The 17,341-nt window shown below is 40.8% G+C and carries 18 protein-coding genes; 3 read left to right on the plus strand and 15 right to left on the minus strand.

What is annotated here, in order from left to right:
- Positions 1–21: 21 nt before the first annotated feature.
- The gene (locus NH399_RS11675; protein ID WP_253040413.1) at positions 22–3,246 is read right to left on the minus strand and encodes a S41 family peptidase; all 3,225 of its coding nucleotides are present in this window, start codon (positions 3,244–3,246) and stop codon (positions 22–24) included.
- Positions 3,247–3,612: 366 nt separating this feature from the next.
- Here NH399_RS11675 and imuA point away from each other — a divergent pair, with 366 nt between their 5' ends.
- From imuA to NH399_RS11690, 3 genes are read left to right on the plus strand one after another with little or no spacing between them, the layout of a single operon-like run.
- Positions 3,613–4,377 (plus strand): translesion DNA synthesis-associated protein ImuA, encoded by a 765-nt coding sequence (gene imuA, locus NH399_RS11680; protein WP_253040414.1) that lies wholly within the window; start codon positions 3,613–3,615, stop codon positions 4,375–4,377.
- Between the two features lie 4 nt (positions 4,378–4,381).
- Complete coding sequence (locus tag NH399_RS11685; protein WP_253040415.1) at positions 4,382–5,836, plus strand: DNA polymerase Y family protein; 1,455 nt, start codon at positions 4,382–4,384, stop codon at positions 5,834–5,836.
- A gap of 2 nt (positions 5,837–5,838) precedes the next feature.
- On the plus strand, positions 5,839–8,955 hold the full coding sequence (locus tag NH399_RS11690; RefSeq protein WP_253040416.1) for an error-prone DNA polymerase: 3,117 nt from the start codon (positions 5,839–5,841) through the stop codon (positions 8,953–8,955).
- Positions 8,956–9,014: 59 nt separating this feature from the next.
- Here the strand turns inward: NH399_RS11690 and NH399_RS11695 are convergent, their stop codons facing one another.
- The 14 genes from NH399_RS11695 to rplR all read right to left on the minus strand — a co-directional run bounded on the left by NH399_RS11695 (position 9,015) and on the right by rplR (position 17,336).
- Positions 9,015–9,815 (minus strand): DUF1338 domain-containing protein, encoded by an 801-nt coding sequence (locus NH399_RS11695; RefSeq protein ID WP_253040417.1) that lies wholly within the window; start codon positions 9,813–9,815, stop codon positions 9,015–9,017.
- A gap of 181 nt (positions 9,816–9,996) precedes the next feature.
- Positions 9,997–10,713: an aspartate/glutamate racemase family protein gene (locus NH399_RS11700; RefSeq protein ID WP_253040418.1), complete on the minus strand. Its 717-nt coding sequence runs from the start codon at positions 10,711–10,713 to the stop codon at positions 9,997–9,999.
- Positions 10,697–11,152: an L-alanine exporter AlaE gene (gene alaE, locus NH399_RS11705; protein WP_253040419.1), complete on the minus strand. Its 456-nt coding sequence runs from the start codon at positions 11,150–11,152 to the stop codon at positions 10,697–10,699. Before alaE ends, NH399_RS11700 begins: the two co-directional genes overlap by 17 nt.
- A 172-nt stretch (positions 11,153–11,324) precedes the next feature.
- Complete coding sequence (rplQ, locus tag NH399_RS11710) at positions 11,325–11,723, minus strand: 50S ribosomal protein L17 (RefSeq protein WP_253040420.1); 399 nt, start codon at positions 11,721–11,723, stop codon at positions 11,325–11,327.
- A gap of 118 nt (positions 11,724–11,841) precedes the next feature.
- Positions 11,842–12,825, minus strand: coding sequence for a DNA-directed RNA polymerase subunit alpha (gene rpoA, locus NH399_RS11715; protein WP_253040421.1), 984 nt, complete (start codon positions 12,823–12,825; stop codon positions 11,842–11,844).
- Between the two features lie 30 nt (positions 12,826–12,855).
- The gene (gene rpsD / locus NH399_RS11720; protein ID WP_253040422.1) at positions 12,856–13,476 is read right to left on the minus strand and encodes a 30S ribosomal protein S4; all 621 of its coding nucleotides are present in this window, start codon (positions 13,474–13,476) and stop codon (positions 12,856–12,858) included.
- A 19-nt stretch (positions 13,477–13,495) separates the two neighbouring features.
- A complete protein-coding gene (rpsK, locus tag NH399_RS11725; protein ID WP_253040423.1) occupies positions 13,496–13,885 on the minus strand; it encodes a 30S ribosomal protein S11 in 390 nt (129 codons plus the stop codon).
- Positions 13,886–13,902: 17 nt separating this feature from the next.
- Positions 13,903–14,259 carry a 30S ribosomal protein S13 gene (gene rpsM / locus NH399_RS11730; protein WP_253040424.1) on the minus strand — a complete coding sequence of 119 codons (357 nt, stop codon included), beginning with the start codon at positions 14,257–14,259 and terminating at the stop codon, positions 13,903–13,905.
- Positions 14,260–14,364: 105 nt separating this feature from the next.
- Positions 14,365–14,478, minus strand: coding sequence for a 50S ribosomal protein L36 (gene rpmJ / locus NH399_RS11735; RefSeq protein WP_253040425.1), 114 nt, complete (start codon positions 14,476–14,478; stop codon positions 14,365–14,367).
- A 24-nt stretch (positions 14,479–14,502) separates the two neighbouring features.
- Positions 14,503–15,840, minus strand: coding sequence for a preprotein translocase subunit SecY (gene secY / locus NH399_RS11740; RefSeq protein ID WP_253040426.1), 1,338 nt, complete (start codon positions 15,838–15,840; stop codon positions 14,503–14,505).
- Positions 15,840–16,277, minus strand: a complete 438-nt coding sequence (gene rplO, locus NH399_RS11745) for a 50S ribosomal protein L15 (RefSeq protein ID WP_253040427.1) — start codon at positions 16,275–16,277, stop codon at positions 15,840–15,842. Before rplO ends, secY begins: the two co-directional genes overlap by 1 nt.
- A gap of 1 nt (position 16,278) precedes the next feature.
- The gene (gene rpmD, locus NH399_RS11750; protein ID WP_253040428.1) at positions 16,279–16,461 is read right to left on the minus strand and encodes a 50S ribosomal protein L30; all 183 of its coding nucleotides are present in this window, start codon (positions 16,459–16,461) and stop codon (positions 16,279–16,281) included.
- Between the two features lie 4 nt (positions 16,462–16,465).
- On the minus strand, positions 16,466–16,972 hold the full coding sequence (rpsE, locus tag NH399_RS11755; RefSeq protein ID WP_253040429.1) for a 30S ribosomal protein S5: 507 nt from the start codon (positions 16,970–16,972) through the stop codon (positions 16,466–16,468).
- A gap of 10 nt (positions 16,973–16,982) precedes the next feature.
- A complete protein-coding gene (rplR, locus tag NH399_RS11760) occupies positions 16,983–17,336 on the minus strand; it encodes a 50S ribosomal protein L18 (RefSeq protein WP_253040430.1) in 354 nt (117 codons plus the stop codon).
- Between the last annotated feature and the right edge of the window lie 5 nt (positions 17,337–17,341).

The raw sequence follows: 17,341 nt of genomic DNA on the forward strand, positions 1-17,341 counted from the left end.
AAACAAAAAGTGGCGATGACTTTATTTTAAATCATTCAATAAAGTTTCTACGGCCTTTTCAATTTGTTTATCTTTACCACGAGCTAGAGAGTCAGGATCATTATCCACCAATACATCTGGCTGTAAGTCTCGATTTTCTTGCAATAAGCCTTTGTTATCCAACATGCCTACTTGTGGAATACCAAAGATCAAGTCACCTGATTGCAAACGCTCCCACCAAACGGCGGTTCCAGTAGCAGGCACAGGCATACCAATCAACTTACCAATCTCGAGTGCTTTATAAGAGTGTGGGAATAAGTAAGCATCAGAATAGTTACCCTCACCCATCAAGACGACCGATGGACGCTTCCACTTAGCAATTGGTTCAGAGCCCATGTTTTTGCCTCGTGGCAAGAATTGGTAATACTCTTTACCTGATAATAAAGTATTCAGGTCATCATGAAGCCAACCGCCGCCATTAAATCGAGTGTCAACAATCAAAGCTTCTTTACCCGAGTTGCGACCTAGTACTTCACTGTAAACTTCCTGGAACGAAGCGGTATTCATCCCTTTAACATGAACGTATCCAAGACGACCATTAGAAAGTTTATCAACAAGAGCACGACGCTGCTCTACCCATCGCTCATAACGCAACTGTTGAGTAGCACCTCGAGATTCAGGCTTAACTACAACTGAGTAAGATTTTTTCTTTCTCGGTTTAAGTGTCAAGCGAACTCTTTTTCCTGCTTTATGGTTTAGCAACTGATATAAGTTAGCATCTGAATCCAGCTTAACACCATCAACCGCAGTGATCACTGTGCCAGGCTTAATCGAAAGGTCATCTCGATCTAATGGGCCTTTGGCAATGACTTCAGCGATTTTGACGCCTTTACCATTGTAGTTATAATCAGGATAGAAACCTAAAGATGCGGTATTGTCGCCGCCACCAGCAGGACGATAGCGAGCACCAGTATGCGATGCGTTTAGCTCACCTAACAGCTCACTCATTAAGAATGCGAAGTCACGATTGTTATTAATCGACTTCAACTTCATTTTATATTCTTTTTTGAGTCCGTCCCAATCGACGCCATGCATGTTTTCTAAGTAGAACTTTTGCTTTGTTTGACGCCAGATATGCTCAAATAGGTAGTCTCGTTCTGCACTGGCATTTAGCTCCATTTCTGCAGCAAAGCTGATAGGTTTGCTTTTGCCATCCGCTAACGATACTTTCGAAAGCTTACCATCGGCTAATAAGAAAATGTTTTTGCCTTCTTTATCCATTTCCATAGAAATAGACTCAGCGCCAAGCTTAGAAAGCTTTTTGGTGCTACCTTCTTTAAAATCTTGCTCCCATAAGTCAAAGCCTTTTTCAAACCTTGCCAAATAATAAAGCTTTTTACCATCTTTCGATAATAGACCACCGCCTAACTCAGAGCTGTGTCGAGTCAAACGTTTAGTTCTATCATCAATGTTCTTGAGATTAATATCGATAGCTTTTACGCTTTCATCTTTACTATCTTTTTTATCCTCTTTTTCTTCATCTTTCGCTTTTTTCTTCTTGTCTTCCTCAAGCTCTTCTTTTAACGCCAGCTCTTCTTTTGATAAATTAAACTCATCATAAGATTTTTGATTTAAGAAGATACCGAAGATATTGGCTTCAGCTCCCCAACTACCGTGGTTTCTGCGGCCATGTTTATTACTAGCAAATGTAATAACATTACCATCTAGAGCCCAATGAGGAACAAAGTCAGCATATCCAGATAAAGTAAGATTGATAGGCTCAGACTTGCCATCAACAGAAACGATCCCTACCTCTGGCGTCCAACGATTGGTATCAGAAAAGTGTACAGCCAACCACTTGCTGTCAGGAGACCACTCAAAATATTGGTCACCATCAGAATAGGAATAGTTATATTTATCCGCTAAAACCAAACGTTTTTTCTTAGACTTCAGGTTAGCAACTTTGACACTTTCGCGATTAGCAATATAGGCAACTTCTTTTCCATCCGGAGAATAAGCAGGTTGGAAAGTTTCATCACTGTCTTTAACAATAGCTTTTTCGCTCATTGCCGTTGCAGCATAAAAATACTTTTCGTTTTTATCGCTCAGCGTTGTTTGATAGATATTCCAGCTACCGTCACGCTCACCGGCATAAAGCAAACTACGGCCATCAGGAGAGAAAGAAACACTTCGCTCCTGTTCTGGCGTGTTGGTAATTCTTTTAGTGGTATTAAACTCAGTGGAAGTCACATAAACTTCACCACGAATAATAAAAGCCACTTCTTTGCCACTAGGAGAAACAGAGAACTCAGTCGCATTTGCAGGGTTAACCAAAGTTTTAATATCGTTATGGTTAGAGTGTTGTGCAACTTTGATATCCAGCTTCTTGCCTTCTTTCTGGCCTTTTTCTAGATGATAAACTGAACCATGGTAGTTATATACCAGGTTACCATTATCATCCATACTCAGATCACGAACTGGATGAGTTTTGTGGTGAGTTAGCTGAGTGGCTTGTCCTGACTTGATGTCTTTTTTCCAGACATTGAAAGTGCCGCTCTGTTCTGACAAATAGTAAAAGCTCTTGCCATCCTGACTCCACAGTGGATTTCTGTCTTCACCAGCAAAGTTGGTTAATTTAGTTCGCTTATTTTTCTTTTTGTCCCATACCCAGATGTCTCGAGTAACAGATGAGGTGTGATGCTTACGGAAAGGGTCTTCATAACCTTTTACATCATGATAAATAACTTGTTTATCATCATCGCTGTACTTTGCACTTTCCATAGCAATCGTACTTAACTGGCTTGGCGTACCACCTGATAGCTTAACCTCGTATAGTTCGGGCAAACCACCATAAGGAAACTGGGCCGACTTAGCGCTATCCATTCGTAGTGAGCGCATCAGCACTTTGTCATTCTTGCGGCTAAAGTCATAAGGAATGTCATTGGTAGAGTGATAGGTCAAACGTTTCGCTTTCCCTCCGTCTGCATTCACCACGAAAACATCAAAGTTGCCATAGCGATCAGATGCAAAGGCCAGCTTTTTACCATCATTAGACCAGACAGGATAACCGTCATAAGCGCTATGCATGGTAACAGGTGTTGCTGTCCCCCCTTGTTTATCAACAACAAAAATATTCCCCTGATAACTGAAAGCAATCTTGTTTCCATCTGGAGAAACCGCTGTTTGGCGATACCAGTCACCATTAGCAGCATAGGCTTGGCCAGCCACAGCACTGAGCAGGGTGGCAATAAGTGTCTTCTTAAACATAAGAAATCCCTAGTGTTTATATTATATTTGCGTTCTCTTATGTATCACAGTCATGGATGAATCCCAAACAAGCTCTTATATCAAATATGAACGGCCCAAAGGCAAAAACAAATATTTCTGTTTAAAATCAAAAAGTTAAAACCCAAAAGTATGATACATTATAACATTTGGTTACAGATTCAAGGGCCACCACCACCTAAACTCCTAATTCCGTTACCTGGCTTAATTTGTGCCTAATTGCTTTACTCCCTAAAAATAAAGATGTCTTGTTTTCAATAACTTAGCATCTCAATGCTTGATTGTACTGGAAAACCACTCAAATAAATGCTACTTATATAAGTACGAAATCAAGTTATTTTCAATCGAATGTCACTCTCTCAAGTATTAAGACATCCTGCCCTTTGGAAAGCTTCAGAACACACAAAAGTAAGAGCGGCAGTGTCAACAGGCTATCAACGGCTAGATCACCACTTACATGACGGTGGCTGGCCTAAAGGAGCCTTAACTGAAATACTATTACCTCATCATGGAGTCGGTGAGCTGCGTTTGCTCACGCCTCTACTAAAAACCTATTCTCAAAAGTCAGGCTTTATCTTATTCATCAATCCACCACTGATTCCCTATGTCGATGCACTCAATAGCCAAGGTATTGTCTGCCATCAATTGCTTTTGCTTCATACCAGCTCTACTCAAGACGCTGTCTGGGCAGCACAACAAGCCCTTACATCAGGCTCTTGTTCCGTCGTTATGATATGGAGTGACGATCCATTAGCCGTATTGTCACTGAGAAAACTGTCTCTTGCAGCCACCCAAGGGAGTAACTGGGCTTTTCTACTAAGACCCCAGTCCTATGTATCCAGTCCCTCTATGGCTAGCCTGCGCTTAACATTAACTCCTCTTAAAAATGGTTGTAGCCAAATACATATATTAAAACAGCCCGGTGGTTGGAGTGATCAACGCTTTTCATTAAAGCTATTAACTGAACAACAATACTGGACCTCAGCTCCTGGGTCTCAATGGCCTGTCCCGGAGTGTAATAAAAGACAAACGGTGACGGCCTCATATAAACAATATGAAGCACCGCTCTCTGAGTCTGATCATTTACCACAAACAGAATTGTCAACGCACTAAAACTATGTTGTGGTTATGTATTCGTTTTACTCAGTTACCTTTAGAAGCTCGACTAGCTTCTATTGGTCATACTAATGATATTCCCATTGCAGTCGTTCAGGATAACATCATTATCGGCTGTAATAGAGCAGCAAGAGAGAAAGGTGTTCAAACTCAACAAAGTATTGGAACGGGGTATGCATTATCTTCCGGTCTTAAAGTTCTAGAAAGGAATCAGCACGACGAACAGAAAGTATTGGAAAATATAGCGCAAGCTTTATCATGTTTTACACCAGCCCTTGTTATTCTACCTAGCCATTGCGTTTTACTAGAGTTACAAAAAAGCCTGAAGCTCTTTAACGGATTATCAGAGATAGAAAATAAAATAAGACTGTCATTAACCAACTTAAAGCTCACATACCAAATAGCCATTGCTCATACTCTTAAAGCCGCTGAAGTATTATCGATAGATCCTGATGAATGCTCTTTGCAAACCTGGAACCATTCTTTAGCAACATTTGATACTTTGCAACTTGCTAAGAAGATAAGAGCAATAAAAATCTCCGATCTTGTTATAGAAAAGTCGCATAGAGAACGCATTATTTCTTCAGGTATCAAAAATCTTGAACAACTACTTAAAGCGAGCAGCTCATCGCTCAGAAGGCGCTTCGGACTAGAGACAATGCAGTATATTAAAAAGTTAAATAATGACTTAGATGATATTCCTGACTACTATATCCCTGAAGAAAACTTTAATGCCTCAATATCCTTTATCGATGTTATTCATTCGATAGAAAACTTGGAAAGCCCAATTTCATATTTAATAGAACTGCTGGTTAACTTTTTCAGGTTACACCAAAGATCTTCTTCAGACTTACTTTGGACGTTAACCGATATTTATCAGAAAACAACGTCCTTTTCTGTTCACTTTAGTGATCATCAATATAACCATAGTATCTATCTAGAAAATACACTTCTATATCTTAGCAATATTAAGTTGTCAGCTCCCATAGAATCCATAAACCTATTTGTTGATAACTTGATAGCAATAGAGATAAATGAAAAGCCACTATTTCATCAAGATGGAGAGTTTAAAAGCTCATTGAATTTTGTTAACAAAATCCAGGCTAAATTAGGTACAGAAACTTGTCTATGGTTAGAACGAAAGTCGCAAAATATACCTGAGCTTACGTATACTGCGATAAGCCAAAAGCCTCAAAGCTCACTATCGTCAAAAAATAGCCACATACGGCCAGCTTGGTTATTTAAAAAGCCTCAAAAAATAATAAAAGAAGGAAGTTCCTTATGGTGGAATGGCTCTATGACTATAGTTTCTTCACCCGAGAGCATCTCTGGTTATTGGTGGAAAAAACATGTCTGTAGAAAGTATTACATAGCAAAGCATCAAAACCATAGCTACTACTGGATTTTTCATGACATCCAAAAAGACGAGTGGTTTATACATGGCATATACACTTAACCATGAAGATTTATGAACTAGGCGTAACATCGAACTATACCTTTCTTACTGGCGCATCACACCCAGAAGAACTTGTAAACGATGCCATTAAGAAAGGCTACTCGGGCATAGCCATTACCGACGAGTGCAGCTTCTCTGGCATCGTAAAAGCTCATGTCGAAGCCAGAAAGAACCAATCTTTTAAATTAATTATTGGTTCTTTTTTTAAAGTTACGACTGATGATGAAAAAGGACTAATAAACTTAACCTTATTATGTCCAAATAAAAAAGCTTATCAGCAAGTATCAACACTGATCACTAGAGCTCGACGACGATCAGAAAAAGGAAGTTATCGAGTAAAAGAGTCTGACTTAAGCAACTTTTTGGACCACCCCTTAGCCATCTGGCACTGGACAGATAATGAAGTAAATAACTATCAACAATTGAAGTTTCTTAAACATTGTTTTGGTGAACGGTTATGGATAGCGTTTACTCGACTTAAGCTAAGCGATGATTACTCCAGATATCTTCAAATAGTAGAATTATCCAACAACTTTAATATACCCGTTATTGCTTTTAACAAGGTGCTTATGCACTCATCGTCAAGGCTTAGGCTGCAACACTGCCTAACAGCGATAAAAGAAAATAAAACAATACAAGGCCTGGGAGATAAGCTATTAGCTAATGCAGAACAGCACTTAAGAGAGATAGAGGAGTTAGTAGATCTTTACCCAAAGGAGCTATGGTTCGAAGCCGAAAACCTGGCAAATCAATGCTCTTTTTCGTTAACTGATCTTTATTATCAATATCCGACAGAGGCGATTCCCCCCAATACATCAGCAAGCGAGTATTTAAGAAAGCTCACTTATCAAGGAGCCAATGACAGATGGCCATCAGGCGTACCTGATAAGGTAAAAGAACAGTTGAATAAAGAGTTATCCGTCATTGAAAAGTTAAAATACGAAAATTACTTCTTAACCGTTTACGATATTGTTTTGTTCGCCAGAAACTCAAAAATATTATGTCAAGGCAGAGGCTCCGCAGCAAACTCTGTTGTATGTTACTGTTTAAAAATAACAGAAGTAAGCCCAGAGAAAAGTAGCTTACTGTTCGAGCGATTTATATCTGAAGAAAGGAATGAGCCTCCGGATATTGATGTGGACTTTGAGCATGAACGTCGAGAAGAAGTTATCCAGTATATCTACCGAAAATATACTCGGGAGCATGCAGCTCTTACAGCAACACTCACTACTTATCGTATGCGCAGTGCTATTCGTGATGTTGGTAAAGCACTCGATATTGCTCCACTGCTTATAGATAAGCTTTCACGTTCTTTAGCCTGGTGGGATAAGCCTGAGCACTTATTAGAATATTTTGAAAAGCTCAATATGTCTAAAGATGCACATTTAATAAGACATTACTTCAACCTGGTGATGAGCATACTCAAGTTTCCCAGGCACTTGTCTCAACATGTAGGAGGTTTTGTGATCACTCAAGCTCCTATAGCGACACTGGTACCTGTTGAGAATGCAGCAATGCCTGATCGCACAGTGATCCAATGGGATAAATACGATATAGAAAACCTGGGGCTGTTAAAAATAGATGTACTGGCTCTAGGTATGTTGACCATGCTGCGAAAGTGCATGAACTTGATAACTCCTTACCATCCTCTGAACTCTCTTGAAAGTATTCCCCATGATGATGAAAGAGTTTATAAGATGCTTTCAAAAGGGGATACCATCGGTGTCTTCCAAGTCGAGTCAAGAGCACAGATGAGTATGCTCCCACGATTGAAGCCCAAAGAGTTTTATGACTTGGTCATTGAAATTGCTATCGTGCGACCAGGTCCCATTCAGGGAGATATGGTCCACCCTTACTTAAAAAGAAGAGATGGCCTGGAAGAAGTAACTTATCCTAATAATGCCATAAAAGCAGTGTTAAAAAGAACTTTAGGCATTCCCATTTTTCAAGAGCAAGTTATACAGATGGCGATGGTTGCTGCGGGCTTTAGCGGAGGAGAAGCTGATCAGTTAAGAAGAGCGATGGCAACTTGGGGACGAAATGGTGATCTTTATAAATTTAAAGATAAGCTAGTCAAAGGAATGCTGACCAATGGATACAGCGAAAGTTACGCTAATCGCCTATTTGAACAAATGAAAGGATTCGGAAGCTATGGCTTTCCAGAATCCCATTCTGCGAGCTTTGCCATATTGGCTTATTTTTCTGCGTGGTTTAAACGCTTCCACCCCGCAGGATTTTATTGTGCGCTTTTAAACAGTCAGCCAATGGGATTTTATAGTTCTTCTCAACTCGTGCAAGATGCCAAACATCATAAGATCAATGTAAAACCCATCGACGTTATGCACAGTCACTGGGCTTGTACTCTGGAAGATCTACCAACACTAGAAGAAAGTAAAACAAAACAACCGAGTATTCGTTTAGGTCTTCAACTAGTGAAAGGTTTTAATATCACGGCAGCAGAACGCATCCTTCAAGCAAGAGAAGAAAGAGATTTCATAAACTTTCAAGACATAGTAGCGAGAGCATCATTAAATTCTCAAGAGAAAGAATCACTGGCTAAAGCAGATGCCTTGCCAACACTCACCCAAGATAGATATCAGGCACAATGGCAAGCCTTGGCAACAGAAACAACAACACCGTTATTTTCTACAATCAATCATTCTCATTTAGAGGAAGAGCAATTTGTATTACCGAGTCCAACTCAAGTTGAAAACATGCACCAAGATTATCAGCGAACCTGTCTTACCTTACGACAACATCCTTTAGCCATATTACGAAAGAAATATCCAGTATCCCGTTGCACACTTGCTCGAGATCTTAAAAAAATGAAACAAGGACAGTTTGTTCGTATTGCAGGAATTGTTACCTGTAGACAAAGACCAGGGACTGCTGCAGGTGTGCTTTTTTTAACACTAGAGGATGAGTCAGGGAATATGAATATTATTGTTTGGCAAAATACTGTCGAGAAATTTAAACAAGCCATTTTAGCCAGTCGATTATTGCTGATTAAGGGCACAATAGAAAGAGAGCAAAATGTTGTGCACATTGTCGCGGGACATATAGCAGATATTAGCGAGCAGCTACCAGGGTTTAAACGAGCATCAAGAGACTTTCATTAATTCTAAAACAAAAAAGCCAATGCATAAGCATTGGCCTTTTTGTATCAATAACCTAAGATTTAGGCAGCAACATCAGTCGATTCAAAAATCTTATCTGCAGAAGCAGCAACAAAACCTTGATACAGCTCAGAAGTACCAGGGATGTTAAAGCGCTGAGCAAACTCGTAAAAACAACTACGAATTTCCATAGTACGATCAGCAAATTCCCATTCAACGGTATTCGCCATAGTAGAGCTCTGCTTCAAGCAAACGTCTTCGTTACCTTTAATCTCGCCGCCACTTTGATTAAGCTCAAAGTTGCTGCTCTTGATGAAGTCGTTAACTGACTCCAATGTTTTGAAGGTAGTTAGGTGGTTAACAGAAACAGTAAAGTGGTTCGCACGTAAACCAAATGTCGCCAACCATGCAGCGTATTCACTCTCAGCTCTCAAAGATAAATACTCTTCTGCCGAAATCGTTCTCCAAGGCATAGAAGGAAGCATTAAGCCATTCTGTTGGATATGTGCGTCAGCTTCTTCGATAAGAGAGTTACAAATCGCTTGAACATTTTCTGACATCTCTTCCAACAGCAACTCACTCACAAAGATTTTAGGCAAGTTAATATCTGTCTTATGAGCAAAATGATAAGCACGTAGTTTCTTTTCCTCAAAGTGGTACTCATCCATAGGGACATAATCAAACTTTGCGAAAAACTCGACAAATTTATCTAATGCTAACTCACCGCGATTAAACGTTCTTAAAGCAATGTGATCATTAATAATGTTGTCTTCACCAGCAGCCTGAAAAGCTTCATGTAAACGCTTTGCATCAGGAGTTAATGCTAAATAATCTTCCCAAAGGGTATCTAATAACTGTTTCAACTCTCTATGTCCTCTACAACCATTATCGCAACGCAGCGAATTATGCCAAAGGTCTGACCAGTGTTCAAATAAAAGTCAAAATAAATGGATAATTATTAAGCAGAAACGATAATATGATTCATCTAAAATTTAAAGTTTAAATACATTCAGCCTTTGTATGAAGGCATCAGAAAGAATGTGATTACTTACTTCTCTCCTTTAGCATCTCTAGCATTCTTTCAGAAGGCAGAAATAGCTTAATCCCTTTTGTAAGCTCTTTAAGCTTAGGGTAGAAATAATCAAAGTGAGTGCAGCCTAGTATCAAAATCTGAACACCACTTTTAACTAATGCTCTTGTCAGATCTTCCAGAGCATGCAGTCTAATAATAAGTTCTGGTGGTAACTCGGCCTCAATATCTTCCACTATTTGGAGATTCCCGATACCAATAACTTTTGCCGTTCGGTTGTACTTAAGAATCGTTCTTTCGATATTCGCACAACTCTGACAGTTTGCAGCCAATAGACCAAAATTTCGATATTGAAATGTCAGCTCTTCGTAAACATCTAAAGGGGTGATGACAGGAATAGCCCCTTCCTTATTAACTTGTTCGAGATCAATAGCACCACTGAGTGAATTACAATAAAGCATAGCACTAGAAGCACCCTCTTTTACAAGCTCTTCAAGCGAAGCGAGTACCAACTCAGTTAGATTCTTTCTGTCTAGAGCCTGCAACTGAGTCTGAGCCTGAGGATTAGCCGATATCGACAAACCTATGCCTCTTGTATCTCGTGACTCAAGGTAGTCCAAGCCAAAACGAGTATCGGTCTGAGTACCAGCAATAACGCCAACACAAAGTGAGCCAGAATTGACAGCATTTTTCATAATATTCACGGCAATACCCTCATTTTGCTTTTTCAAAAGCAATGCTCAAACCTACTCGGCGCTTAATAAAATCAAGGTAGATTCCATAGGGTCGCCCTAATAACCCGGCAATTAGAGACACTGTTACTGAAGCTTTCATTATCTCTCCCCAGTCAGCACCACCAAGAATCATATTCCCTACATACAAGGGTAGTTGGAATGAAAGAAACACTAAAGTATCAACAAGATAAACTTTGATAAATCGACTATCTTCTCTGATACCAAAACGTTTAATGACAAAGTCTCTCCAGATACCAAATGGCCTAGCGACTAGAGTATTTAACACCAAAGCTGCCAAGCGAACTTTTAAGTGCTCTTGCCAAGACATTCCAGCAATGATTAATTCAATGGGTAATGCAACAATGTAGGAGAAACTATTCATCGCAAAGATGTCTACCCAGGCTGACAAGAAAGGGCGTTTTTCTGAGCTTGACACGGCAACTCCAGCTATAAAATCTACATCTCAAAAAAGAAGCGGGATTATATCACTAAAGAATATGATTAAAATCTAATAAGAAGTTATTTTGCGCAAAAACTAACTGGCAGGATCTCTAGGCAAAAAAAAGCCGAGCAAAGTGCTCGGCTAAAAAATAGTTCTGAAAAATAACTTATTCTTCAGTTTCTTCAATCTCTTCTACTTCTTCAATTTCTGGACGATCAACTAATTCAACAATCGCCATTGGTGCATTATCACCAGTACGGAAACCAGCCTTGATAATTCTTAAGTAACCACCAGGACGGTCTTGATAACGAGGACCTAGCTCATTAAACAAGATACCAACGGCTTCTTTAGAACGAGTGCGAGCAAAAGCTAAACGACGGTTAGCAACAGAATCTTCTTTTGCTAAAGTGATTAGTGGCTCAGCAACACGACGCAACTCTTTTGCTTTAGGCAAAGTAGTTTTGATCAACTCGTGCTTGAACAAAGAAACTGACATATTACGAAACATAGCCTGACGATGGCTGCTGTTTCTATTTAACTTACGACCACTCTTACGATGACGCATGATAAAAACCTCTTATTTACGACCAGCCTGCTTTAGTACTGATCTTTTTTAATTAAATTTATAAAACAAAAACCGGCACCTTAATAAGATACCGGTCTTCATATTTATTAGATAATAATTACTTATCGTCTAATAGGCTCGCTGGTGGCCAATTCTCTAGACGCATGCCTAAAGATAAACCACGAGAAGCTAGAACATCCTTAATTTCAGTCAGTGATTTCTTACCTAAGTTAGGAGTTTTTAACAACTCAACTTCAGTACGCTGAATCAAATCACCGATGTAATGGATATTTTCTGTTTTCAGACAGTTAGCTGAACGGACTGTAAGTTCCAAATCGTCAACAGGACGTAACAAGATAGGATCAATCTCAGGCTCACGTTCTTCTGGCTCAACTTCTCTTTCGTCTTTCAAATCAACGAAAGCTGCTAGTTGTTCCTGGAGAATAGTAGCGCTTCGACGAATCGCTTCTTCAGGCTCAATAGTTCCATTAGTTTCAATATCTAAAACTAACTTATCTAAGTTGGTGCGTTGCTCTACACGAGCAGCTTCAACAACATAAGAAACTCGAGTTATTGGGCTGAAAGAAGCATCAACCTGCAAACGACCAATTGGAGCATCATCTTCGCTGTTAGCACGTGCAGTTGAAGGCTCATAGCCTCGACCACTGCTAACACGAATATTCATGCTCAATGAGGCATTTTTAGTCAGTGTTGCAATCTTGTGTTCTGGATTAACGATTTCTACGCCAGAAAGTCCAGCAATGTCTGCGGCTATAACGTCGCCTTCACCACTTTTCTGCAAAGTTAGAATAGCTTCGTCTTTATCTTCCAAACGAACTGCCAAACCTTTCAGGTTAAGCAAGATCTCAATCACATCTTCTTGAACACCCTCGATAGTAGTGTACTCATGTAACACTCCATCAATCTCAACTTCAACTACTGCCGCACCTGGCATAGAAGAAAGTAAGATTCTACGTAAAGAGTTTCCAAGCGTATGACCAAAGCCGCGCTCAAATGGTTCTAAAACCACTTTAGCGCGAGTGTCACTTACCTGTTCAACTTTAATTTGTCTTGGCGTCAGAAATTCGTTGACATTGCCCATAAAAGTCCTGTCCTCTGTTCAGATTAGGCCTTATTTGGAGTACAGCTCCACAATCAGGTTTTCGTTGATTTCTGAAGGTAAGTCAGAACGTTCTGGAACACTCTTAAATACACCTTCCATTGCTTTCTCATCAACTTCAACCCAGCTTGGTTTTTCGCGCTGTGCAGCCAATTCTAAAGCAGCTTTAATACGAGCTTGCTCTTTTGCTTTCTCGCGAATAGCAATCACGTCAGTTGGTTTTACCTGATAAGAAGCAACGTTAACAACAATGCCGTTAACAGTTAATGCTTTATGGCTAACTAATTGACGAGCTTCTGCGCGAGTAGCACCGAATCCCATTCGATAAACAACGTTATCTAAACGAGACTCTAACAGTTTGAGAAGATTCTCACCTGTAGCACCCTTAATACTAGCTGCTTTTTTATAATAATTACGGAATTGACGTTCTAATACACCGTAAATACGACGTACTTTCTGTTTTTCACGTAACTGAACACCATAATCAGACAAACGAGCGCGCTTTGCGCCATGCTGACCAGGAGTTTGATCAATCTTACATTTTGTATCAATAGCTCGTACGCCGCTTTTCAGCATCAAATCAGTGCCTTCGCGACGTGCCAGCTTTAACTTAGGACCACGATATCTAGCCATCTTTCGTCTCCGCTATCTCTTACACGCGTCGCTTTTTAGGCGGGCGACAGCCATTATGAGGAATGGGGGTAACATCAGTAATGTTAGTAATTTTGAAACCAGCTGCACTTAGTGCACGAACTGCTGATTCACGACCTGGTCCAGGTCCTTTAACAAACACTTCTAAGTTTTTCATACCCATGTCTTTTGCAGTACCAGCACAACGGTCAGCAGCGACCTGTGCAGCAAAAGGGGTGCTTTTACGAGAGCCACGGAAACCAGATCCACCCGCAGTAGCCCATGCTAAGGCATTACCCTGGCGATCAGTAATAGTCACAATCGTATTATTAAATGATGCATGGATATGAGCCATGCCATCAACTACATGCTTTTTAACCTTTTTACGGGCTCTTGTTGGTGTCTTTGCCATAATTCAAATCCTAGCGTTTAAGACTTAATGGGCTTGCGAGGACCTTTACGGGTACGAGAATTCGTCTTCGTACGCTGGCCACGAACAGGCAAGCTACGACGGTGACGAATGCCTCGGAAACAACCCAAGTCCATTAATCGCTTAATGTTCATAGAAACTTCACGGCGCAAGTCACCTTCCACAGTAAATTTTCCTACTTCTGTACGTAAACCTTCGATTTGAGCTTCGTCCAAATCTTTGATTTTTACGCTAGGTTCGATCCCCGCCGCTTCACAGATTTCGCGTGCACGAGGACGACCAACACCATAGATTGCAGTTAATGCAACCTCTGCATGTTTATGTACCGGAATGTTAATGCCAGCTATACGGGCCATCTAACCAAACTCCCAAATATGTTACGAGCTATCCTCGTCAAAAAAAGGCGACATAGGATAGCGTCAATACGGCTAAAAATCAACCTGTTAGCGTTAATTCTGTAATTAACCCTGACGCTGCTTGTGTCGGGGGTCTTCACAAATCACTCGAACGCTACCGTGGCGACGGATGACTTTGCAATTACGGCAAATTTTCTTTACCGATGCACGAACCTTCATAACCTACTCCAACTCGTATCTCGCTTACCGAACTTGACCGGCAGCGCCATAATTCTTGAAATTTGCCTTCTTCAATACGGAATCATAATCTCTGGACAATAAATGCGCTTGAACCTGAGCCATGAAATCCATGACGACAACCACTATGATAAGTAGTGATGTTCCGCCAAAGTAGAAAGGCACTTGAGTGAACAAGATCAGAAATTCTGGCAGTAAGCAAACAGCGGTGATGTAGAGTGCTCCAGCCAGTGTCAGCCGCGTCATGACCTTGTCAATATATTTGGAGGTTTGTTCACCGGGTCTCACTCCAGGAATAAACGCTCCTGACTTTTTCAAATTATCTGCAGTTTCACGAGGATTCATCGTTAATGCAGTATAGAAAAAGCAGAAAAAGATAATCCCAGCAGCATATAACAACATGTACAAAGGATTACCAGGCTGTAACTGCACAGTAATGTCGCGCAACCAACCTAAACTTTCGTTTCCTTGACCAAACCACTGTAGGATTGAACCAGGGAATACGATAATAGCCGATGCAAAAATCGCTGGAATAACCCCTGCCATATTAACTTTTAATGGCAGATGACTACTTTGCGCTGCAAAGACTTTTCTTCCTTGTTGGCGCTTCGCATAATTAACGACGATACGACGTTGACCACGCTCCATCCAAACAACAAAGAAAATAACAATAATAGCAAGTGCCGCGATGCCCATTAGTGCAAGTACATGCAATTGACCAGTACGAGCTTGCTCAACAGTACCGCCAATAGCACCGGGAAGACCAGCTACAATACCAGCAAAAATCAACATCGAAATACCGTTGCCTATACCACGTTCATTAATCTGTTCACCTAGCCACATTAAGAACATAGTACCCGTTACTAAAGAGACGATAGCTCCAAAGTAAAAAGCAAAACCAGTATTAACAACCAAACCAGAAATCATGTTTGGAAGATTGAAAGCAATCGCTGTTGCCTGAATAATAGACAGCACTAATGTTAGGTAGCGTGTATATTGATTCAGTTTACGTCGACCAGCTTCACCTTCTTTCTTCAATTGCTTAAGACGTTCGTCTACAAAGCCCATGATCTGGATGATAATCGATGCAGAAATGTACGGCATAATACCTAGAGCGAACACACTGGCTCGCTCCATTGCACCACCAGAAAACATGTTGAACATTGCCAACAAGTTTCCTGATTGCTGCTTGATAAGGTCAGCTAAGATGGATGCATCAATACCGGGCACAGGAATGAATGAACCTATACGAAATACAATAAGTGCACCAAGCACAAACAACAAACGTTGTTTGAGCTCTGTCATTCCGCTTGATTTACTCGGTAATGTTGGACCCTTCGCCATTAGCTTTCTACCTTTCCGCCCGCAGCTTCAATTGCTTCTTTCGCGCCTTTTGATACGCGAATTCCAGCTGCAATAGTTAATGATTTCTCAACTTTACCAGACAACATAACTTTTACATACTGGATTTTGTTGCTAATTACGCCAGCAGCTTTCAAGCTCAGCAAATCAACAACATCACCTTCAACTTTATTCAGCTCGCTAGAACGAACTTCAGCTGAAACAAGTGACTTACGAGAAGTAAAACCAAATTTAGGCAAACGCTGCTTCAATGGCATCTGACCGCCTTCGAAACCAGGCTTAACACTACCGCCAGAACGAGACTTCTGACCTTTGTGTCCACGACCACCAGTTTTACCTAAGGTACTACCGATACCGCGACCAACTCGCTTGCTATTGCGCTTTGAACCTTCTGCAGGGCTTAACGTATTGAGTCTCATGTTAACCCTCCACTTGAACCATGTAGTAAACAGTGTTGATCATGCCGCGGTTAGAAGGAGTATCTTCAACTTCAACCGTGTGACCAATACGACGCAAGCCAAGACCCATCAAGCAAGCTTTGTGGTTTGCTAGACGGCCAATGCTAGAACGTGTTTGAGTTACTTTAATCATCTTTTTAGTCATGGTACTACCCCAGAATATCTTCTACAGTTTTACCACGTTTGGCAGCCATTGACTCAGGAGTAGCCATGTTAGCCAAGCCTTTAATCGTTGCACGAACGATATTGATAGGATTGGTAGAACCGTTACTCTTAGCCAATACGTTTTGAATACCAAGTACTTCAAATACTGCGCGCATCGCACCACCGGCGATAATACCAGTACCTTCAGATGCAGGCTTCATGAACACTTTAGAAGCGCCATGATTTGCAGTAATTGGATGCTGCAACGTATGTCCATCTTTTAGTTCAACTTGAACCATATTGCGACGAGCTTGCTCCATCGCTTTTTGAATCGCTGCTGGAACTTCGCGTGCTTTACCACGCCCAAAGCCAACTTTACCTTTACCATCGCCGACTACGGTTAAGGCCGTAAATGAGAAAATACGACCACCTTTAACGACTTTGGCTACACGGTTAACGTTGACTAATTTTTCCACCAGACCTTCGGTGTTGTTCACTTCTTGCCTAGCCATAACTCAACCCTTAAAACTGGAGACCTTTCTCTCGAGCCGCATCTGCCAAAGCCTTAACGCGACCATGATATTTAAAACCTGAACGGTCAAATGCTACATTAAGAACACCAGCTTCCAATGCACGTTCAGCTACTAAAGTACCTACTTTTTTAGCTGACTCAACATTACCAGTGTACTTAAGGTCTTCCTTCACAGCTTTTTCTACAGAAGAAGCTGCCGCAAGAACCTGACCATTTTCACCCGAAATTACCTGAGCATAAATATGACGAGGAGTACGATTAACAACCAGTCTATTTGTGCCAAGCTCTTTCATCTTGAAACGCGCACGAGTTGCGCGGCGTAATCTAGATTGCTTTTTATTCATGACGA

Source organism: Pleionea sp. CnH1-48, from assembly GCF_024124665.1.
Taxonomy (GTDB): domain Bacteria; phylum Pseudomonadota; class Gammaproteobacteria; order Enterobacterales; family Kangiellaceae; genus JAMXSB01.